The sequence below is a fragment of the Flavobacterium cerinum genome (genome assembly GCF_004028155.1).
Classification (GTDB): domain Bacteria; phylum Bacteroidota; class Bacteroidia; order Flavobacteriales; family Flavobacteriaceae; genus Flavobacterium; species Flavobacterium cerinum.
This window is the reverse complement of the sequence record NZ_SBII01000008.1, coordinates 245,339-261,008: the sequence shown is the minus strand read 5'-3', so window position 1 is coordinate 261,008 and position 15,670 is coordinate 245,339. Positions and strand designations below refer to the sequence as shown.

The window sequence follows — 15,670 nt, the reverse complement described above, 5'->3', positions numbered from 1 at the left end:
AACTGCTGCCTTGGTTTAATGAAAATTATAAAGAAATAATGGCAAAATTAAGATTAAGAGGCAAAGACCTCATCGATATAGGTTACCCACAAAATACATCCATCAGCATTGCTATGGAGGTTATGCTAAGGCATTTTAAAAGGGAATCTAAGGACAAAGTACTATCACTTTTAAAAGAAGTGCTTCTTGATCCTGAAAAATTTAAAGGAGATGGTATGTATGGCAAAATTGCCGAAGCATTAATGGGAGCTAAAAAAACCGAAGCGCGAAAGCTAAATGCTACAAGGGCTCCATTTACCATTTTTGGTGAAAACGAAATTGAAGAAGGAGCTAAAGAACAGTTGTTTACTGCACTAAAGCTTCCTATTAGTAAAGCTGGGGCCTTAATGCCTGACGGACACTCAGGGTACGGACTGCCGATAGGCGGAGTATTGGCTACAGCCAATGCTGTTATTCCTTATGGTGTGGGTGTAGATATTGGCTGCAGGATGTGCCTTAGTATTTATGATATTAACCCATCGTTTATAGATGGGCATAAGGATAAGTATACTAACATACTGCAAACACAAACCAAGTTTGGTGCTTATGAAGTGCACAAAAGCCCCAACGACCATGAGCTTTTTGAACGTGATGCTTTTAAAAACATTCCGTTCTTAAAAAAGCTTAAGGATAAGGCTTTCCAGCAAATGGGAAGCTCCAGCGGAGGAAATCATTTTGTGGAGTTTGGTATTGTTGAGGTACTGGAAAAAGACAATCAGTTTAAAGTGCCTCCGGGGCGTTATGTAGGCGTGCTGTCGCACAGCGGTTCGCGCGGTTTAGGTGCCAACATTGCAAAACAATATACTACCCTTGCCATGAAGCAAACACCTTTACCGGCAGCTGCAAGGCATCTGGCATGGCTGGATCTCGATACCCATGACGGACAGGAGTACTGGATCGCTATGAACCTTGCCGGAGATTATGCATCGGCGTGCCATCACGATATCCATAAAAGGATAGCAAAAGCATTGGGCGAAAGGCCCTTAGCCATGGTAGAGAACCATCATAATTTTGCATGGAAGGAAACGATAAATGGCGAAGAACTGATTGTTCACCGCAAAGGTGCTACTCCGGCACAGGAAAATGTGTTAGGTATCATTCCGGGGTCTATGACTGCTCCGGGCTATATTGTAAAAGGTATGGGTAATGCACAGTCGTTAAATTCGGCAGCGCATGGAGCAGGCAGGCAGATGTCACGCTCGCAGGCAAAACAGTCCATAACACAAAGCGAACTTAAAAAAGTGCTTAAAGACAATGGAGTAACCTTGCTGGGAGCCGGACTGGATGAAGCACCTATGGCTTATAAGGATATTGCTAAAGTAATGGCAAACCAAACAGAACTGGTTACTGTAGTAGGTACTTTTTTACCTAAAATAGTGCGAATGGACAGAGGTTAGTGATATTCCCCTTCCTAAAAAGGGGAATATCTAATAGTAAAAAATCAAAATAAAATAATTGCCCATGCGGGTTAAAAATAATAACAATGGGAATTAATACCTATGAGATAATGTACATTCAGGCAAGGGATAATTACCCGTATAATGTAGAAGAATGTATAGAAAAGCTGCAGTATGTAATTGCAGCAGATGAAGACCATGCCGGGGCGCACTGCCTTATGGGACACATTTATGAAGAACAGCTGGAAGATTATAAACAAGCCGAGTACTACTACAGGATGACTTTATATCTTGATAAAGACTATATGCCTGTTTACTATCAGTTTGCCCGTATGCTTATAAACGCAGACAAACTGGAAGAGGCACTTAAAATAATCGAAGCAGGGTACAGGGTACAGGGCATAGACAAAAGCCGTCTGGCAATGCTGCACGGTTTTTTGTATGAAAAATATGAGATGTATGCCACGGCAATCGAGTATTATATTCAGGCGAAGAAGTTATGCTTAAACACTTTTTTTATGGACGGAATGGACGATCATATTAAGAGGGTTAAGGCTAAAAAGAGCCTGAATAAAAAACCGAAAAAGAAAGACAAAAAAGAAAAGTCCGAATGATAAAAAGGCTGTCCTAACAAGGGCAGCCTTTTTATTTTTAATTAATTTCTTCCGTCTTCATCGGGATGTAAAGTATGTACAGGATCACTTTGCCAGTATTCTTTAGTATCGGCATCCATTATGGTCAAAACGCCTTTAAAAGCCGCTCCGGTATCTACATTCCACACATTTGCCATATTGATAGGAACCGTTTGCTTAATGCGCGTAACAGGAGTATGCCCTATAAATATCTCCTTATAAAGGGTAAGCCTTTTGGGGTACTGCGGATGATTTGAATCTATGGTTTTATCAAGAGCCAGTGCCATTTCCCAAAGGGTGCGGTCCCAGTAAAAAAGAGGCTTAAAGAATTCATGAGTTATACCGTTAAGATTGGTAAATCCGGCATGTATAAAAAGGCGGTTGCTTTCGTCAAGATGATAATCATGCAGGCTCTCTAAAAAGAGTATGTGCAGCTGTTTTTTATCTTCGGTAAGCGCATTATAGGTTACAGTAGTTATATAGCCACCTCCGGCAGTAAACCATTCATCATTATAATTGCCTGTTTTTAGCCATTGCAATAATAAGTCATCATGATTGCCACGCATAAAAATACAGTTATGAGTTGCTTTAAGATGAATTAAAAAATCAATCACTTCGGGCGACTGCCCCCAGCCATCTACATAATCACCTAAAAAAATAAGATGGTCATTTACAGTAACGGCTGCGTGCTCCATTATCTGCTGTAAAGCATTATAGCTGCCGTGTATATCGCCTATAACAAGAGTTCTGCTCATAGTACAATTTTACGATAATTCTTAAAGCCTAAAAAATAAGGAGTATTAAAGTTTTGTACTGTTCATGAATAATAATTCTTACAGTGTTTAATAGTGTTTTAGCTTAAAATACTGCATAACATCGATATAGGTGTAAATTTATGTAGGAATTAACAAAAAATTAATAACTTTAGGGAACTTAAACTAAACGAGAATAAATTATGAAAAAAACACTACTTGCCGTAATGGCATTGGCATCTTTGTGCAGTTATGCACAACAGCCTATTGAAGGTTTTGAAAACCCCTGGACAGGATCGCCGGCAGCACCACCCGGATGGACCGTTGTTAATGAAGCAGGACCTGCTGTTACCTGGAAACAATCAACGGTAGATGCTGTCGACCAACCCGCTTATCAGGGCAATTATGCGGCTTATCTTAACAGGGAAACTGTTTCTTCCGGAGTAACTAAAGACTGGCTTATTTCTCCTCTTCTTTATGTTCCTTCAAACGGAATAGTCGAATTTTACTCCAGACTTACCCTTGCCGGAGATCAGGGGAGTATTTATAAAGTACTTATAAGTACCAACCCAGATGCATCAAATTTAAGCAGCTATACTGCGCTATACACAGCAACAGAACTACAAATTAACCCGGTGCAAACAGAATATAATAGAATAGAAGTTGCTTTGCCCCCTGCTTTAGTAGGAACAACAGTTCATGTTGCCTTTTATATGGAAGGCAATAATATGGATAGATGGCTTATTGATGATGTTCAGATTAGGAGTCAATGTTCTAAGCCTTTAAATCTTAATGTAAACAATATAACTATTAATACAGCTACTCTTGCCTGGACTGAAGCAGGTACAGCCACTATGTGGGAAGTTGCTGTAGTTCCTGCAGGCGATGTGCCTCCTAATCAGGGAGTAATTGCCTCTGCGAATCCTTTTGTAGTAAACAACCTTGTTGCGGGCGATTATAAATTTTATGTTAGAGCGATCTGTTCTCCTGCGAATGTAAGTGAATGGTCAGGGCCTTTCAGTTTCACTACAATAATCACAGAAAATGTTGTTTCGGGTATTGTAAAGTATGATGCCAATGGCGATACAAACTGTGGCGCAGGAGACGCTGTACTTCCGGGTGCTGAGATACTTGTAAGTATAGATGGAACATTTGCTTATTCAATATATACCAATGCCAATGGAGAGTACAAATTATACAATCTGCCTGATGGGGTTAGTACTTTAAACCTACAAGTGGTTGGATTAGCAGGGTTTCCCGCAATCCCGGTGCTTGTAGAAGAAGTAGAGTTTGATGCAGAAACCCATGAATTGGATATAGCACATTGTCTGCCCCAGCCTGCGGTAGTTAATGACCTTGCCGTATCAATTACTCCAATTAGCGTTGCCCGTCCAGGTTTTGATGCTACATATAAATTAGTCGTTCAGAACAAAGGCAATACAACCGTTGAAGGTGCTACGGTAAACCTTACTTTTAATGATGACAGGATGAATTACCTAAGCGGTGATTTTACTTCGCCTGTTGTTACAACAAATAATATGGTTATCACTCTTGGTGATCTTACTCCTTATTCTATGCAAACGGGTAATATTGTTTTCTCTGTGCTGCAGCCGCCGGTTAATATAGGCGGAGAAACATTGGCATTCACAGCGGTGTTGTCTGAGGAGGAAGATGATGCAACACCGGATAACAACACCGCATTGCTTAATCAGGTAATTGTGAACTCTTTCGACCCTAACGATATTACGGTACACGAAGGCGAGAAAATTTATCAGCACCAGGCAGAAGGGTATCTTACCTATACCATTCGTTTCCAAAATACAGGAACTGCCGAAGCAGTAAATGTAAGATTAGAAAATACGCTTGATGAGTTATTGGACTGGGCTACTTTTGAACCGATAGCATCAAGCCATGTTAATACTGTAATGCGTACAGATGATCAGCTGGAATTCAAATTTGACAATATCAACCTGCCGGATGATAAGGCAAATGAGCCGGGCAGCCATGGATATGTAACTTACAGAATTAAGCCTAAAGCGACGTTTGGAGTAGGTAACACTGTATTTAATACAGCCGAGATCTATTTTGATTTTAACCCTGCGATTGTTACAAATACAGCTAAGACTACGGTAATTGAAATGTTAGGCGTAAACGAAAATCAATTGGCTGTTGCCAGATTGTATCCTAACCCGGTACAGGACCAACTGCAGATTGCTGTACAACAGGGCGACCTGCAAAGTGTAAATGTGTATGACCTTAACGGAAGACTTTGTATTACTTCAACAAATGCTACTGTAGTAAACACACAGGCACTTGTAGCGGGAATGTACTTTGTAAAAGTTACTACAACTACCGGTACGGCTACTTATAAGATAATGAGAAACTAAGTTTTCTTGATATTATATTCGGTCCCAAATTGTTGCAAAACAGTTTGGGGCTTTTTTTATGCATATTTCATTTTGCGGAGTACGCGCATCGCTTCTTTAAAAGACAGGTAGACCTGTTCTTCAGGATAGGCTTTTAAAAGATGTTTGGCGTCGGCCAGTTTTTGTTTGGCGTCATCAAAACCGTTAAGGTAGCATATCATGAGGGTAGAAGGCAGGTTTTGCAGGTCGCGCTGTTCCCTGTTCGATAAAGTAACTCCCTTTTGAAGTTTGGCAAGCAGCGACAGGTTTGCATTATAAATGTGGTACATCATTTTACGGTTGTACTGAGGCGGTTCAAACAACAGTACCGAATCGATCTTGTAATAGCCGTTATCCTGAAAACGGATGCTCACTTCCTCCAGTGGGTAATAGCTCGTTTTGTCGTTAAGCCCTAGTGAAACATATTCGGTTATCGAGAAAGAATCGTCGTTGTAGCTAATACTAACCTCATCGAGTGCTGAGTAAAATAGTTTTACCTGCTCGTTTATAAGCTCGATATCTACACGGGAGTAATAGGTTTGCCCTCTCACCACTTTTTTATGGCCTGCCCAGCAAACTACAAACAATTCCTTGAATACCTTATACTTGGCACTCATGTCTTTATGGCGGTTGTTTATAAAATCCATTACGCCTTCCAGCGTATATTCAATACTGTTGCGTGAGCTATTTTCTATACCGGCTACCGTTTCGGCATTTTGGTGCGCCATGTTGTTTACACCGTTGTCTTCTACCGGAATAGAATTACTCCCGCGTCGCATAAATACTGCTCCGGCGGGTATGGTATAAATGTTTTTCTTAAAATAAGAAGTACCGCTTTTAGGTTTAATTGTTACCAGTCCAACTACCTTATCTTTAGGCAGGTTAGGAAAAGGTACGTTTTCATACTGAATACTGGGCGGATTAACCAAGTAGGCATTAACAAGGTTCTGGATGCGGCTATCGTCATAAAAATCGGTACCTGTAATCTCATTATCATGATCTTCCACACCCACCACAATGTAAGAGTTGTTCTCCGGGTTGGAGTTAGAGAGCGCACAAATATGCTTAACAAATTTTGCTTTGCCCTCTTTGGTATGTAAGTTCAGCTGACGCTTTTTATCATAAAAGCTGCTCTCATCGTTGTGAGCCATCAGGTTTTTAATTAAAAGCCGCTTATTGATCATAGTATTACTGTTCCGGGTTCTGGGTTTGAGATTTCGAGTTGCCCGTTGAGGTCTTAGAAAACTTATTTCCTCTATAATCGGAGCTGTTAAGGTAGGCAATAAACGCCCCTATTTTTCTATTCTCGAAGTCAGTTTTAGTTGCGATTTCTTCAAACTGTTCTTTTGTGATATGGTTTCTGTCAAAAGCTCTGTAGAGCTGCGATCTTAATTCTCCGCAAGAACCTTTGGATATGCTAAGAAAATGAATGAACTCGCGGTTTCCATTTCTTTCAAATCCTTCGGCAATATTATCCATTATTGATCCGGATGACCGACTCATTTGATTTTTTAATTCGAAATCTTTTCCTAATGATGTGTTTTCAAATAACAACCAAACAGCCTGACTGATTTCTCTAGCCAATAACCAAACCTGTAAATCTTCAAATTTCTCAATTTTTGCCATATACAACGTTAATTACATACTAATGAGAAACTCTGAACCCGCAACTCTGAACTCATAACTTATTATAATTTTTTGTTTACTAAAGTTGCACTTGCCTGTGCAGTTGGTAATATCAATAGATCGGCAATATTAACGTGGTAAGGGCGTGTTACTACAAAATAGATAACATCGGCAATGTCTTCGGCTTTAAGCGGCTCAAAACCTTTGTAAACATTACTGGCACGTTCGGTATCGCCTTTAAAACGCACCTCGCTAAACTCGGTGTCTACCATGCCCGGATTAATTGCGCCTACGCGGATGCCATATTGGTTAAGGTCCATACGCATCCCCTGATTTAAGGCATCTACTGCGTGTTTGGTAGCGCAGTACACATTGCCGTTAGGATAAATTTCTTTTCCGGCAATAGACCCGATGCTGATGATGTGACCACTTTTGCGCTCAATCATTCCAGGGATAACCTCTTTAGATACATACAAGAGCCCTTTAATGTTAATGTCTATCATAGCGTCCCAGTCGTCTACATCACCATTTTCTATAGGATCAAGGCCATGGGCATTACCGGCATTGTTTATAAGAATATCGATGTTTTCAAACTCTTTAGGCAGCGATCTTATAGATTGAGCCACTGCTTTTTTATTGCGCACATCAAAATTTAGGGTGTGTACTTTTGTTAGTGCCGAAAATTCGTCCTGCAATTCGGCAAGGCGGTCTTCACGGCGTCCGCAAATAATTAACTTATAGTGATGTTTGGCAAAAAAGCGCGCAGTAGCACGGCCTATACCGCTTGTTGCACCTGTTATGAGTACTGTTTTCATACTTTATGTAAAAATTGAAAAGATTTAGTAATTTAAAGATTGGATGCTGCATTCTGTAATTTTGAACACTGAACACTGAACACTGAACACTGAACACTGAACACTGATTATGGCACTTTATTCCCAATGCTCTCTGTCCACACGGCAAACCAGTCTTCCAGTTCAAGAGTAAGCTTGGCAGCCTTCATTTGGTTTTTAAGCCTTTCGGTATTAATAGACCCAGATACAGGTGTTACTCCTGCCGGATGCTGAAGTATCCATGCCATAAGGATCACATCGGCAGTAACCTCATATTTGGCAACCAACTCGGCAAGCAATAGTTTTAAACGGTGGGTTTGGTCGTTATGTACTTTAAACACACTGCCTATAGGACTCCATGCCATCGGTTTTATCCCGTTTACCATCATATAGTCAAAACTGCCATCGAGCATAGGTTCAATATGAGTAGCAGAGAATTCAACCTGATTATAAGCTACTTCAGTACGGGAGCGGATGAGGTCAGTTTGGGAACTGGTAAAGTTAGAAAGTCCAAAGCTTTTAATTTTTCCGGCTGTTTTTAGTTCGCTTACCGCTTCGGCAATAACATCAGGATGCATCAGCGGGCTTGGGCGGTGCAGCAACAGAATGTCCAGATAATCGGTCTTTAGGAATTTAAGGGAGTTTTCTACACTCCAGGTGATATATTCTTTAGAATAATCATAGTGTTTTACTTTGTTTGGCCTGCTGCCAATGGTGTGCTGAATACCACATTTAGAAATAAGCTGAATGGTATCGCGGTCAATGCCGCTTTTGGCAAATGCCTTTCCAAATTCGGCTTCGGTAGTATAGCCTCCATAAATGTCGGCGTGGTCAAAAGTAGTAATGCCATACTCCAGACAGGAGTGGATCATGCGGGTCATTTCGGCAGTTGTAAAATTAGCCTGCCAAACACCCCAGTTCATGGCTCCGGCAATTATGGGCGAAAGTTGTATGTCTTTATTCAATGTTAAGGGTTTTTTGGAGTATAAAAATAATCAAATGATTTTTCCCTTATGTACTTGTTACTATTAAATTAATTGAAAAAGCCTGTCTTCTGTAAAAATACAGAAGGCAGGCTTAGTTTAACGTGGCTAAATTTAATCTTTAGAAACCAGATATTTAATCTTGTTTAGAAGTGTAAACTCCGCACTTAATTTTAAATATATGTTTAGTCTAAGTATAGTAGTAACAGTCAAAGTGAGTTTTACCCTACATTGAATTTTATTTTTGGCATTATTTTTTCTGTATTGTTTTTATTCAAAGAATCATTAAAAATGCTTAACAACTCATTAACAAGATGAATTATATTAAAATTCTATTTGTTTCGTTAGTTTAACATTACTAAATTCACACTCCAAAATACACTTTAAGGATATGGAAGAAAATACGTCAACGCTGGACATAAGGGCGATCAACGAAAAAATAGAAAGAGAAAGCGCCTTTGTAGACATGTTAGTCATGGAAATGAATAAGGTTATAGTAGGTCAAAAGTACATGATCGAGCGACTGCTTATTGGTCTTTTAGGTCAGGGGCATATACTGCTTGAGGGTGTACCGGGTCTTGCAAAAACACTGGCAATTAATACATTATCACAAGCGGTACACGGTAGCTTTAGCCGTATACAGTTCACTCCCGATTTGCTTCCTGCAGATGTTGTGGGTACGATGATATACAACATAAAGCAAAACGAATTCACCATTAAAAAGGGTCCGATATTTGCAAACTTCGTGCTTGCAGATGAGATCAACAGGGCTCCTGCCAAGGTACAATCGGCATTGCTAGAGGCGATGCAGGAAAAGCAGGTAACCATTGGCGAGGAAACTTTTAAACTACAAAGACCATTTTTAGTAATGGCTACCATGAACCCGGTAGAGCAGGAAGGTACTTATCCGTTGCCGGAAGCACAGGTAGACCGTTTCATGCTAAAAGCGGTTATCGATTATCCTAAAATGGAAGACGAGCGCCTTGTAGTGCGTCAAAACCTTAAAGGATCGTTCGAAAAAGTAAACCAGGTAGTATCTGTAGAGCAGATATTAAGAGCGCAGGAAGCAGTGCGCGAGGTTTATATGGACGAGAAAATAGAAAAATACATTCTTGATATTATATTCGCTACCCGTTACCCAGAGAAATATAAGCTGGCAGAACTTAAGCCACTTATCAGCTTTGGATCTTCACCAAGGGGTAGTATCAACCTTGCTAATGCTGCAAAATGCTATGCGTTCATTAAACGCAGAGGTTTTGTTATACCGGAAGATGTAAGAGCTGTAGTGCACGACGTGCTTAGACACAGAATAGGGGTAACCTATGAGGCCGAAGCAGAGAACATTACATCAATGGATATCATTAACAAGATCGTTAACGAGATCGAAGTGCCATAGTAGTTTAGGGTTAAGTGTTACGAGTTTCGGGTTTTAGAACCCGGATAGTTATGGAAAATGTGTTATGGGTTGCAATTGGCAACTCTAAACCTGCAACCCAAAACCCAGAACTTAAAAAATTATGGATACAAAAGAGATATTAAAAAAGGTACGTAAAATAGAGATCAAGACCCGAAGGCTGAGCAATCATATCTTCTCGGGTGAATACCACTCGTCTTTTAAAGGACGTGGTATGACCTTTAGTGAGGTGCGCCAATACCAGTTTGGTGACGATGTACGTGCTATAGACTGGAACGTTACCGCCCGTTATAACGAACCTTATATTAAGGTTTTTGAAGAAGAGCGCGAGCTTACCATGATGCTTATGGTAGACATCTCGGGGTCTGAAAGTTTTGGTACTAAAAATCAGTTCAAGAAAGATATTGTGACTGAGATCGCTGCTACAATGGCTTTCTCTGCTACACAGAATAATGATAAGATAGGCTTAATCCTGTTCTCAGACCAGGTAGAGCTTTATATACCGCCTAAAAAAGGAAAATCGCACGTGTTGCGCATCATTCGTGAGCTTATTGAGTTTCAGCCAAAAAGCAGGAAGACCGATGTGGGGCTGGCCTTAAAATTCCTTTCGGGCGTGTTAAAAAAGAGAGCCATTGTTTTCCTTATTTCCGATTTTATGGCAACACCCGATTACGAGCATACGCTTAAGATCGCTTCAAAAAGGCATGATATTACGGGAGTGCGTGTGTATGACGCTCGCGAAGAGCAAATACCAAACCTTGGGATTGTAAATATGAAAGATGCCGAAACCGGAGAAACCATGCTGGTAAATACAGGGTCTAAAACGGTAAGGCAGCAGTATTCCAATTACTATCAGGACAGGCTTAAATATTTTAAAGACACCTTTAGCCGCTGCGGTGCAGGTACCGTGAGCACAAGAGTAGACGAGTCGTATGTAACCAAACTGCTGGGCTATTTCAAGTCCAGGTAAATCCTTGGTTAAAACAAAATAAAAATGATTAGGACAAAATTGTATACAGTACTTTTCCTGTTGGCCGCTATAACTGTCTTTGGGCAGAATAAGCAGGTTCAGGCAAGTATTGATTCCACAAAAATTAGAATCGGGTCGCAGTTTAACCTTACGCTAAAAGCTAAAGTAGATACTTCTGCAAGGGTGAATTTTCCTGAAGGCAAAACCTTTGGAAGCCTTGAGGTGCTGCAATCGTATCCGATAGATACGATCAAGGACGGCGCTATGTATGAACTGGTAAAAAAATACGGACTTACACAGTTCGACTCCGGTCGCTATGTAATACCGTCACTACCAGTTATCATTAACAATAAAAGCATTCGCACCGATTCGCTTCTTGTTGAGGTTCGCAATATTGAAGTAGATACCCTCAAACAAAAAATGTTTGATATTAAACCCGTGCTGGAAGCAAAGTCAGACACGGCTTTTTGGTATTGGTTATTGGCGATACTTGCAGGTCTTGGTGTTGCAGCATATGGCGTATGGTGGTATCTTAAAAAAAGAAAAAAACCGGCTCCAAAAGCAGCGAAAGAAGTATTTGTTTCACCTATTGAAAAAGCAACTATCGAACTGCAGAATCTTGAAAAGAAAGAACTTTTACAAAAAGGAGCTGTTAAAGATTACTACAGCGAACTTACTAATATTGCCCGTACTTATATTGAAGAAGCGATACACGTTCCTGCAATGGAAAGCACTACCAGTGAGCTTATAGAGGCCATGCAGATGGCAGTTCGTAAAAAGAGAATGAACCTTACTCAGGATACTTTCGAGCAGCTTGAAAAAATACTGCGCACGGCAGATATGGTAAAGTTTGCCAAATCGCGTCCGCTTGATTTTGAAATTGCCGAAGACCGCAGCCGTATCGAAAAAACCATTGTAGTTATTGATAAAAGTATTCCTGAAGAAAAAGAGGAAGACGATTTACATACCCATTTGTGGCTGGAAGCGCAACGCAAAAAGAAAGAGAAAAAACGCCGTAACCTGATCATCGGCGGATCTATTGCAGCAGTACTTATCGCAATTATAAGTACCGTTGGAATTTTTGGCATGAGTTATTTAAAAGACAACATATTGGGTCACCCTACAAAAGAACTGCTGGAAGGCGAATGGGTAAAGAGTGAATATGGTAATCCGGGTGTAATTATAGAAACACCAAAGGTGCTTAAACGTGCCGATGTAAATGCTATGGTAGGCAAGGAGGCTTTGGCAAGTATTAAAGACATCAATATGTTCCTGTATGGATCTATGTTCGATAAGTTCTATGTTTTGGTTTCGACCACTACCTTTAAAGAACCGGCAGATGTTGACCTTAATGCTACACTTGAGTCTACTCTTAAAGCAATGGAAGCCAAGGGAGCATCAAACGTATTGGTAAAAAGCGAAGAGTTTAATACCGATAAAGGCATAACAGGATTAAGAGCCTATGGTAACCTGTCTATGCCGGACCCTATTACTAAAAAACCGACAAGAGCCTATTATGAGATCTTATTCTTTAAACAGGCACAGGGATTACAGCAGGTAATGATACAGCACGAAGAAGGCGACGAATATGCGATGCAAATATTGGAGAGAGTTAAGAAATCTGTTGAACTAAAAGTAAATTAATTATGAAAGATGTTACTTTTTTACATCCGGGTTTCTTTTGGCTGTTTGCCCTGCTTCCATTGGCTATTGGCTGGTACATCTGGAAAAGGAAAAAACAAACAGCGACATTAAAAATAAGTTCGATCAATGCTTTTAAAGCAAAACCATCGCTACTGGGCAGGTTAAAACCACTGCTTTTTGTAATGAGGATACTGGCACTGAGTTTTATTATCGTGGCACTGGCACGACCACGAAGTGTTGATGTGAATAACAGGACCAAAACCACAAAAGGTATTGATATTGTTATGGCAATGGACGTTTCGGGGAGTATGCTGGCACGCGATCTTAAGCCCAACCGTCTTGAAGCATTAAAAGATGTGGCGGCAGATTTCGTAGATGCACGGCCTAACGACCGTATCGGACTGGTTATTTATGCCGGAGAGAGTTATACAAGAACACCTGTAACCAGCGATAAAGCTTTGGTAAAAGAGTCGATCAAATCGATAAAGTATGACGAAAGCGTGCTTAAAGATGGTACCGGTATTGGTGTGGGTCTTGCAACAGCTATTAACCGTTTAAAAGACAGTAAGGCAAAAAGCCGAATCATTATCCTGCTTACAGATGGGGTAAACAATGCAGGGGTTATAGACCCAAGCATGGCCGCCGATATGGCTAAAGAATATGGTATTAAAGTATATACTATTGGTATTGGTACAAATGGTAATGCCGAGTTCCCTTATGCTAAAACGGCCGATGGCAAGTTCCTTTACAAAATGCAAAAGGTAGAGATCGACCAGGAGCTTATGAAAGAAATTGCTAAAAAGACCGATGGCAAATACTTTAGGGCAACGACCAATAGTAAGCTAAAGTCTATTTATGACGAGATAAACAAACTCGAGACTACAGAGATCGAGGAGATGAAATATTATAATTACGACGAAAAATTCCGACCATTTGTTTGGGCGGCATTAGGATTACTGCTTGCCGAGATACTGGCAAGGAAAACCCTTTACAGAAGCTTTATTTAGTATGTACGAATTAGACGAATCAAAATACTTATACCTGCTGGGTATAATCCCGGTACTGGTGTTGTTGTTCCTGCTTAATTTATATTGGCAGCGCAAAAAACAGCGCGAGTTTGGCGACTTGGACCTGGTTAAAAAACTAACGCCCGAAAGGTCGGTTTTTAAACCTGCTCTTAAGCTGGTTATATTAATGCTGGCATTGGCGGGCATAATAATTGCATTGGTAAACCCAAAAATAGGCACTAAGATAGAAACCGTAAAACGCGAAGGTGTTGATATTGTTTTTGCTGTAGACGTGTCTAAGAGTATGCTTGCCGAAGATATGGCACCTAACCGACTGGAAAAAGCAAAGCAAATTGTTTCTCAGATCATTAACCAATTAGGTACTGATAGGATCGGGATCGTAGGGTATGCAGGAAGTGCCTATCCGGTACTGCCTATAACAGGTGATTATAGTGTTGCAAAAATGTTCCTGCAAAGCATGAATACCGATATTGTTTCGTCTCAGGGAACAGCTATAACCGATGCGTTAGAACTGTCATCTTCCTTTTTTGATGATCCGCAAACCAGTAAATTGGTTATTTTAATATCCGATGGAGAAGATCATGGCGAAGGCAGCGGCGAGGCTGCACTTAAACTGAAAGAAAAAGGCATTAAGCTAATAACCGTAGGTGTAGGTACAGAAAAGGGCGGACCGATACCTTTAAAAGCAAATGGCCGTGTAGAAAGTTTTAAACGTGATAATGAGGGTAATGTGGTGGTAACCAAGTTGTACCCGGATGCGCTTAAAGCTATTGCCACAGCTACAAAAGGCGGTTATGTATATGGTAAGAATACCCGTGAGGTGTCAGACTATGTAAAGAATGCACTGGATAACATGGAAAAAACCGAGTTTGAATCTAAACAGATGGCCGTTTATGAGCCGCAATACCAATGGTTCCTTGGGGCTGCATTTTTACTGCTGTTCCTTGAAGTGTTTTTCCTTGAAAGAAAAACAGCATGGATAAGAAAGCTTAACCTGTTTAATGAAAAAGAATAATGAGGAGACTATTAACATACAGCCTGCTATTATGTACAATGCTTTCATTTGCGCAGGCAAAAAAAGTAAAAGACAATAACCTGCCGAAGGGTAACGAAGAGTTTTTAAAGAAAAATTATGTAGATGCCGAAGCAGATTACAGGATATCGCAGTCCAAACAGCCTACAAGGGCTACGGCTGCTTATAACCTGGGGAATGCCATTTACAGACAAAAGCAAAATGCTGAGGCGTTTAATGCCTATGCTAATGCATTAAAAAATGCAGCTACAAAACAGCAAAAACACATGGCTTACCACAATATAGGTAACCTGTATATGAAAGAGAAAAAGTATCAGGAAGCGGTAGAAGCCTATAAGAATGCACTGCGCAATAACCCTATGGACGATGAGTCGAGATACAATTTTGCATTGGCTAAAAAAATGCTGAAAGACAACCCGCCGCCACCGCCAAAACCTGAAGATAAAGATAAGAAGGACGACAAGAAAGATGATAAGAATCAGCCGCCTAAAGACCCTAAAGGCGGAGATGATAAAAAAGATAAAGGCGATAAGGGCGACGACCAGAAAGATAAAAACAAGGGCGGAGGCGATGATAAAAAAGACCAAGGCGATAACGGAGACCAGAAGGATAAGGGCGAAGACAAAGGCAAGCCTAAACCGGAAGCAGGACCAAGCCCGTCTAAACAGCGTATGGAAAACCTGCTTGACGCCATGAACAACGAAGAGAAAAAGATCCAGGAGAAGATCCAGGCTAAAAAAGCTAAGATCCAATCTAAAAAACAGGAGAAAGACTGGTAACATTTTAACGGGAACCGACACTAATAGAATTGATTGTTGCCATTTTGAGATTTTTCCTCCGTCGAAATGACAGTCGTTTTGTCATTCTGAGCGAAATAAAATGGAGTCGAAGAATCTCTTTGAAGGAACATTTCA

At 40.5% G+C, this 15,670-nt stretch carries 14 protein-coding genes; 9 read left to right on the top strand and 5 right to left on the bottom strand.

The features are described from left to right. Window positions 1-38 precede the first annotated feature (38 nt). Window positions 39-1,436, top strand: coding sequence for an RtcB family protein (locus tag EPI11_RS12415; RefSeq protein WP_128390298.1), 1,398 nt, complete (start codon window positions 39-41; stop codon window positions 1,434-1,436). 86 nt (window positions 1,437-1,522) lie between these two features. Then, a complete protein-coding gene (locus EPI11_RS12410) occupies window positions 1,523-2,050 on the top strand; it encodes a hypothetical protein (RefSeq protein WP_128390297.1) in 528 nt (175 codons plus the stop codon). Between the two features lie 41 nt (window positions 2,051-2,091). Here the strand turns inward: EPI11_RS12410 and EPI11_RS12405 are convergent, their stop codons facing one another. Then, the gene (locus EPI11_RS12405; RefSeq protein WP_128390296.1) at window positions 2,092-2,823 is read right to left on the bottom strand and encodes a metallophosphoesterase; all 732 of its coding nucleotides are present in this window, start codon (window positions 2,821-2,823) and stop codon (window positions 2,092-2,094) included. Window positions 2,824-3,023: 200 nt separating this feature from the next. On the opposite strand from EPI11_RS12405, the gene EPI11_RS12400 reads away from it, so the two are divergent. Beyond that, entirely contained in the window at window positions 3,024-5,207 is a 2,184-nt protein-coding gene (locus EPI11_RS12400) for a T9SS-dependent choice-of-anchor J family protein (protein ID WP_128390295.1), read from the top strand. A 56-nt stretch (window positions 5,208-5,263) separates the two neighbouring features. Here the strand turns inward: EPI11_RS12400 and EPI11_RS12395 are convergent, their stop codons facing one another. The 4 genes from EPI11_RS12395 to EPI11_RS12380 all read right to left on the bottom strand — a co-directional run bounded on the left by EPI11_RS12395 (window position 5,264) and on the right by EPI11_RS12380 (window position 8,649). Further along, entirely contained in the window at window positions 5,264-6,409 is a 1,146-nt protein-coding gene (locus EPI11_RS12395; protein WP_128390294.1) for an ATP-binding protein, read from the bottom strand. A 4-nt stretch (window positions 6,410-6,413) separates the two neighbouring features. Continuing rightward, the gene (locus EPI11_RS12390) at window positions 6,414-6,851 is read right to left on the bottom strand and encodes a four helix bundle protein (protein WP_128390293.1); all 438 of its coding nucleotides are present in this window, start codon (window positions 6,849-6,851) and stop codon (window positions 6,414-6,416) included. Window positions 6,852-6,913: 62 nt separating this feature from the next. Continuing rightward, window positions 6,914-7,666 carry an SDR family NAD(P)-dependent oxidoreductase gene (locus EPI11_RS12385; RefSeq protein ID WP_128390292.1) on the bottom strand — a complete coding sequence of 251 codons (753 nt, stop codon included), beginning with the start codon at window positions 7,664-7,666 and terminating at the stop codon, window positions 6,914-6,916. 107 nt (window positions 7,667-7,773) lie between these two features. Beyond that, window positions 7,774-8,649 carry an aldo/keto reductase gene (locus tag EPI11_RS12380; RefSeq protein ID WP_128390291.1) on the bottom strand — a complete coding sequence of 292 codons (876 nt, stop codon included), beginning with the start codon at window positions 8,647-8,649 and terminating at the stop codon, window positions 7,774-7,776. Between the two features lie 409 nt (window positions 8,650-9,058). Here EPI11_RS12380 and EPI11_RS12375 point away from each other — a divergent pair, with 409 nt between their 5' ends. The 6 genes from EPI11_RS12375 to EPI11_RS12350 all read left to right on the top strand — a co-directional run bounded on the left by EPI11_RS12375 (window position 9,059) and on the right by EPI11_RS12350 (window position 15,535). Continuing rightward, entirely contained in the window at window positions 9,059-10,063 is a 1,005-nt protein-coding gene (locus EPI11_RS12375) for an AAA family ATPase (RefSeq protein WP_128390290.1), read from the top strand. Between the two features lie 121 nt (window positions 10,064-10,184). Beyond that, window positions 10,185-11,051, top strand: coding sequence for a DUF58 domain-containing protein (locus tag EPI11_RS12370; protein ID WP_128390289.1), 867 nt, complete (start codon window positions 10,185-10,187; stop codon window positions 11,049-11,051). A gap of 27 nt (window positions 11,052-11,078) precedes the next feature. Next, the gene (locus EPI11_RS12365) at window positions 11,079-12,695 is read left to right on the top strand and encodes a BatD family protein (RefSeq protein WP_164879168.1); all 1,617 of its coding nucleotides are present in this window, start codon (window positions 11,079-11,081) and stop codon (window positions 12,693-12,695) included. Window positions 12,696-12,697: 2 nt separating this feature from the next. After that, the gene (locus EPI11_RS12360; RefSeq protein ID WP_128390287.1) at window positions 12,698-13,702 is read left to right on the top strand and encodes a vWA domain-containing protein; all 1,005 of its coding nucleotides are present in this window, start codon (window positions 12,698-12,700) and stop codon (window positions 13,700-13,702) included. Between the two features lies 1 nt (window position 13,703). Beyond that, a complete protein-coding gene (locus EPI11_RS12355; RefSeq protein ID WP_128390286.1) occupies window positions 13,704-14,738 on the top strand; it encodes a vWA domain-containing protein in 1,035 nt (344 codons plus the stop codon). After that, on the top strand, window positions 14,738-15,535 hold the full coding sequence (locus tag EPI11_RS12350; RefSeq protein ID WP_128390285.1) for a tetratricopeptide repeat protein: 798 nt from the start codon (window positions 14,738-14,740) through the stop codon (window positions 15,533-15,535). The genes EPI11_RS12355 and EPI11_RS12350 overlap by 1 nt, the downstream gene beginning before the upstream one ends. Window positions 15,536-15,670: the final 135 nt, after the last annotated feature.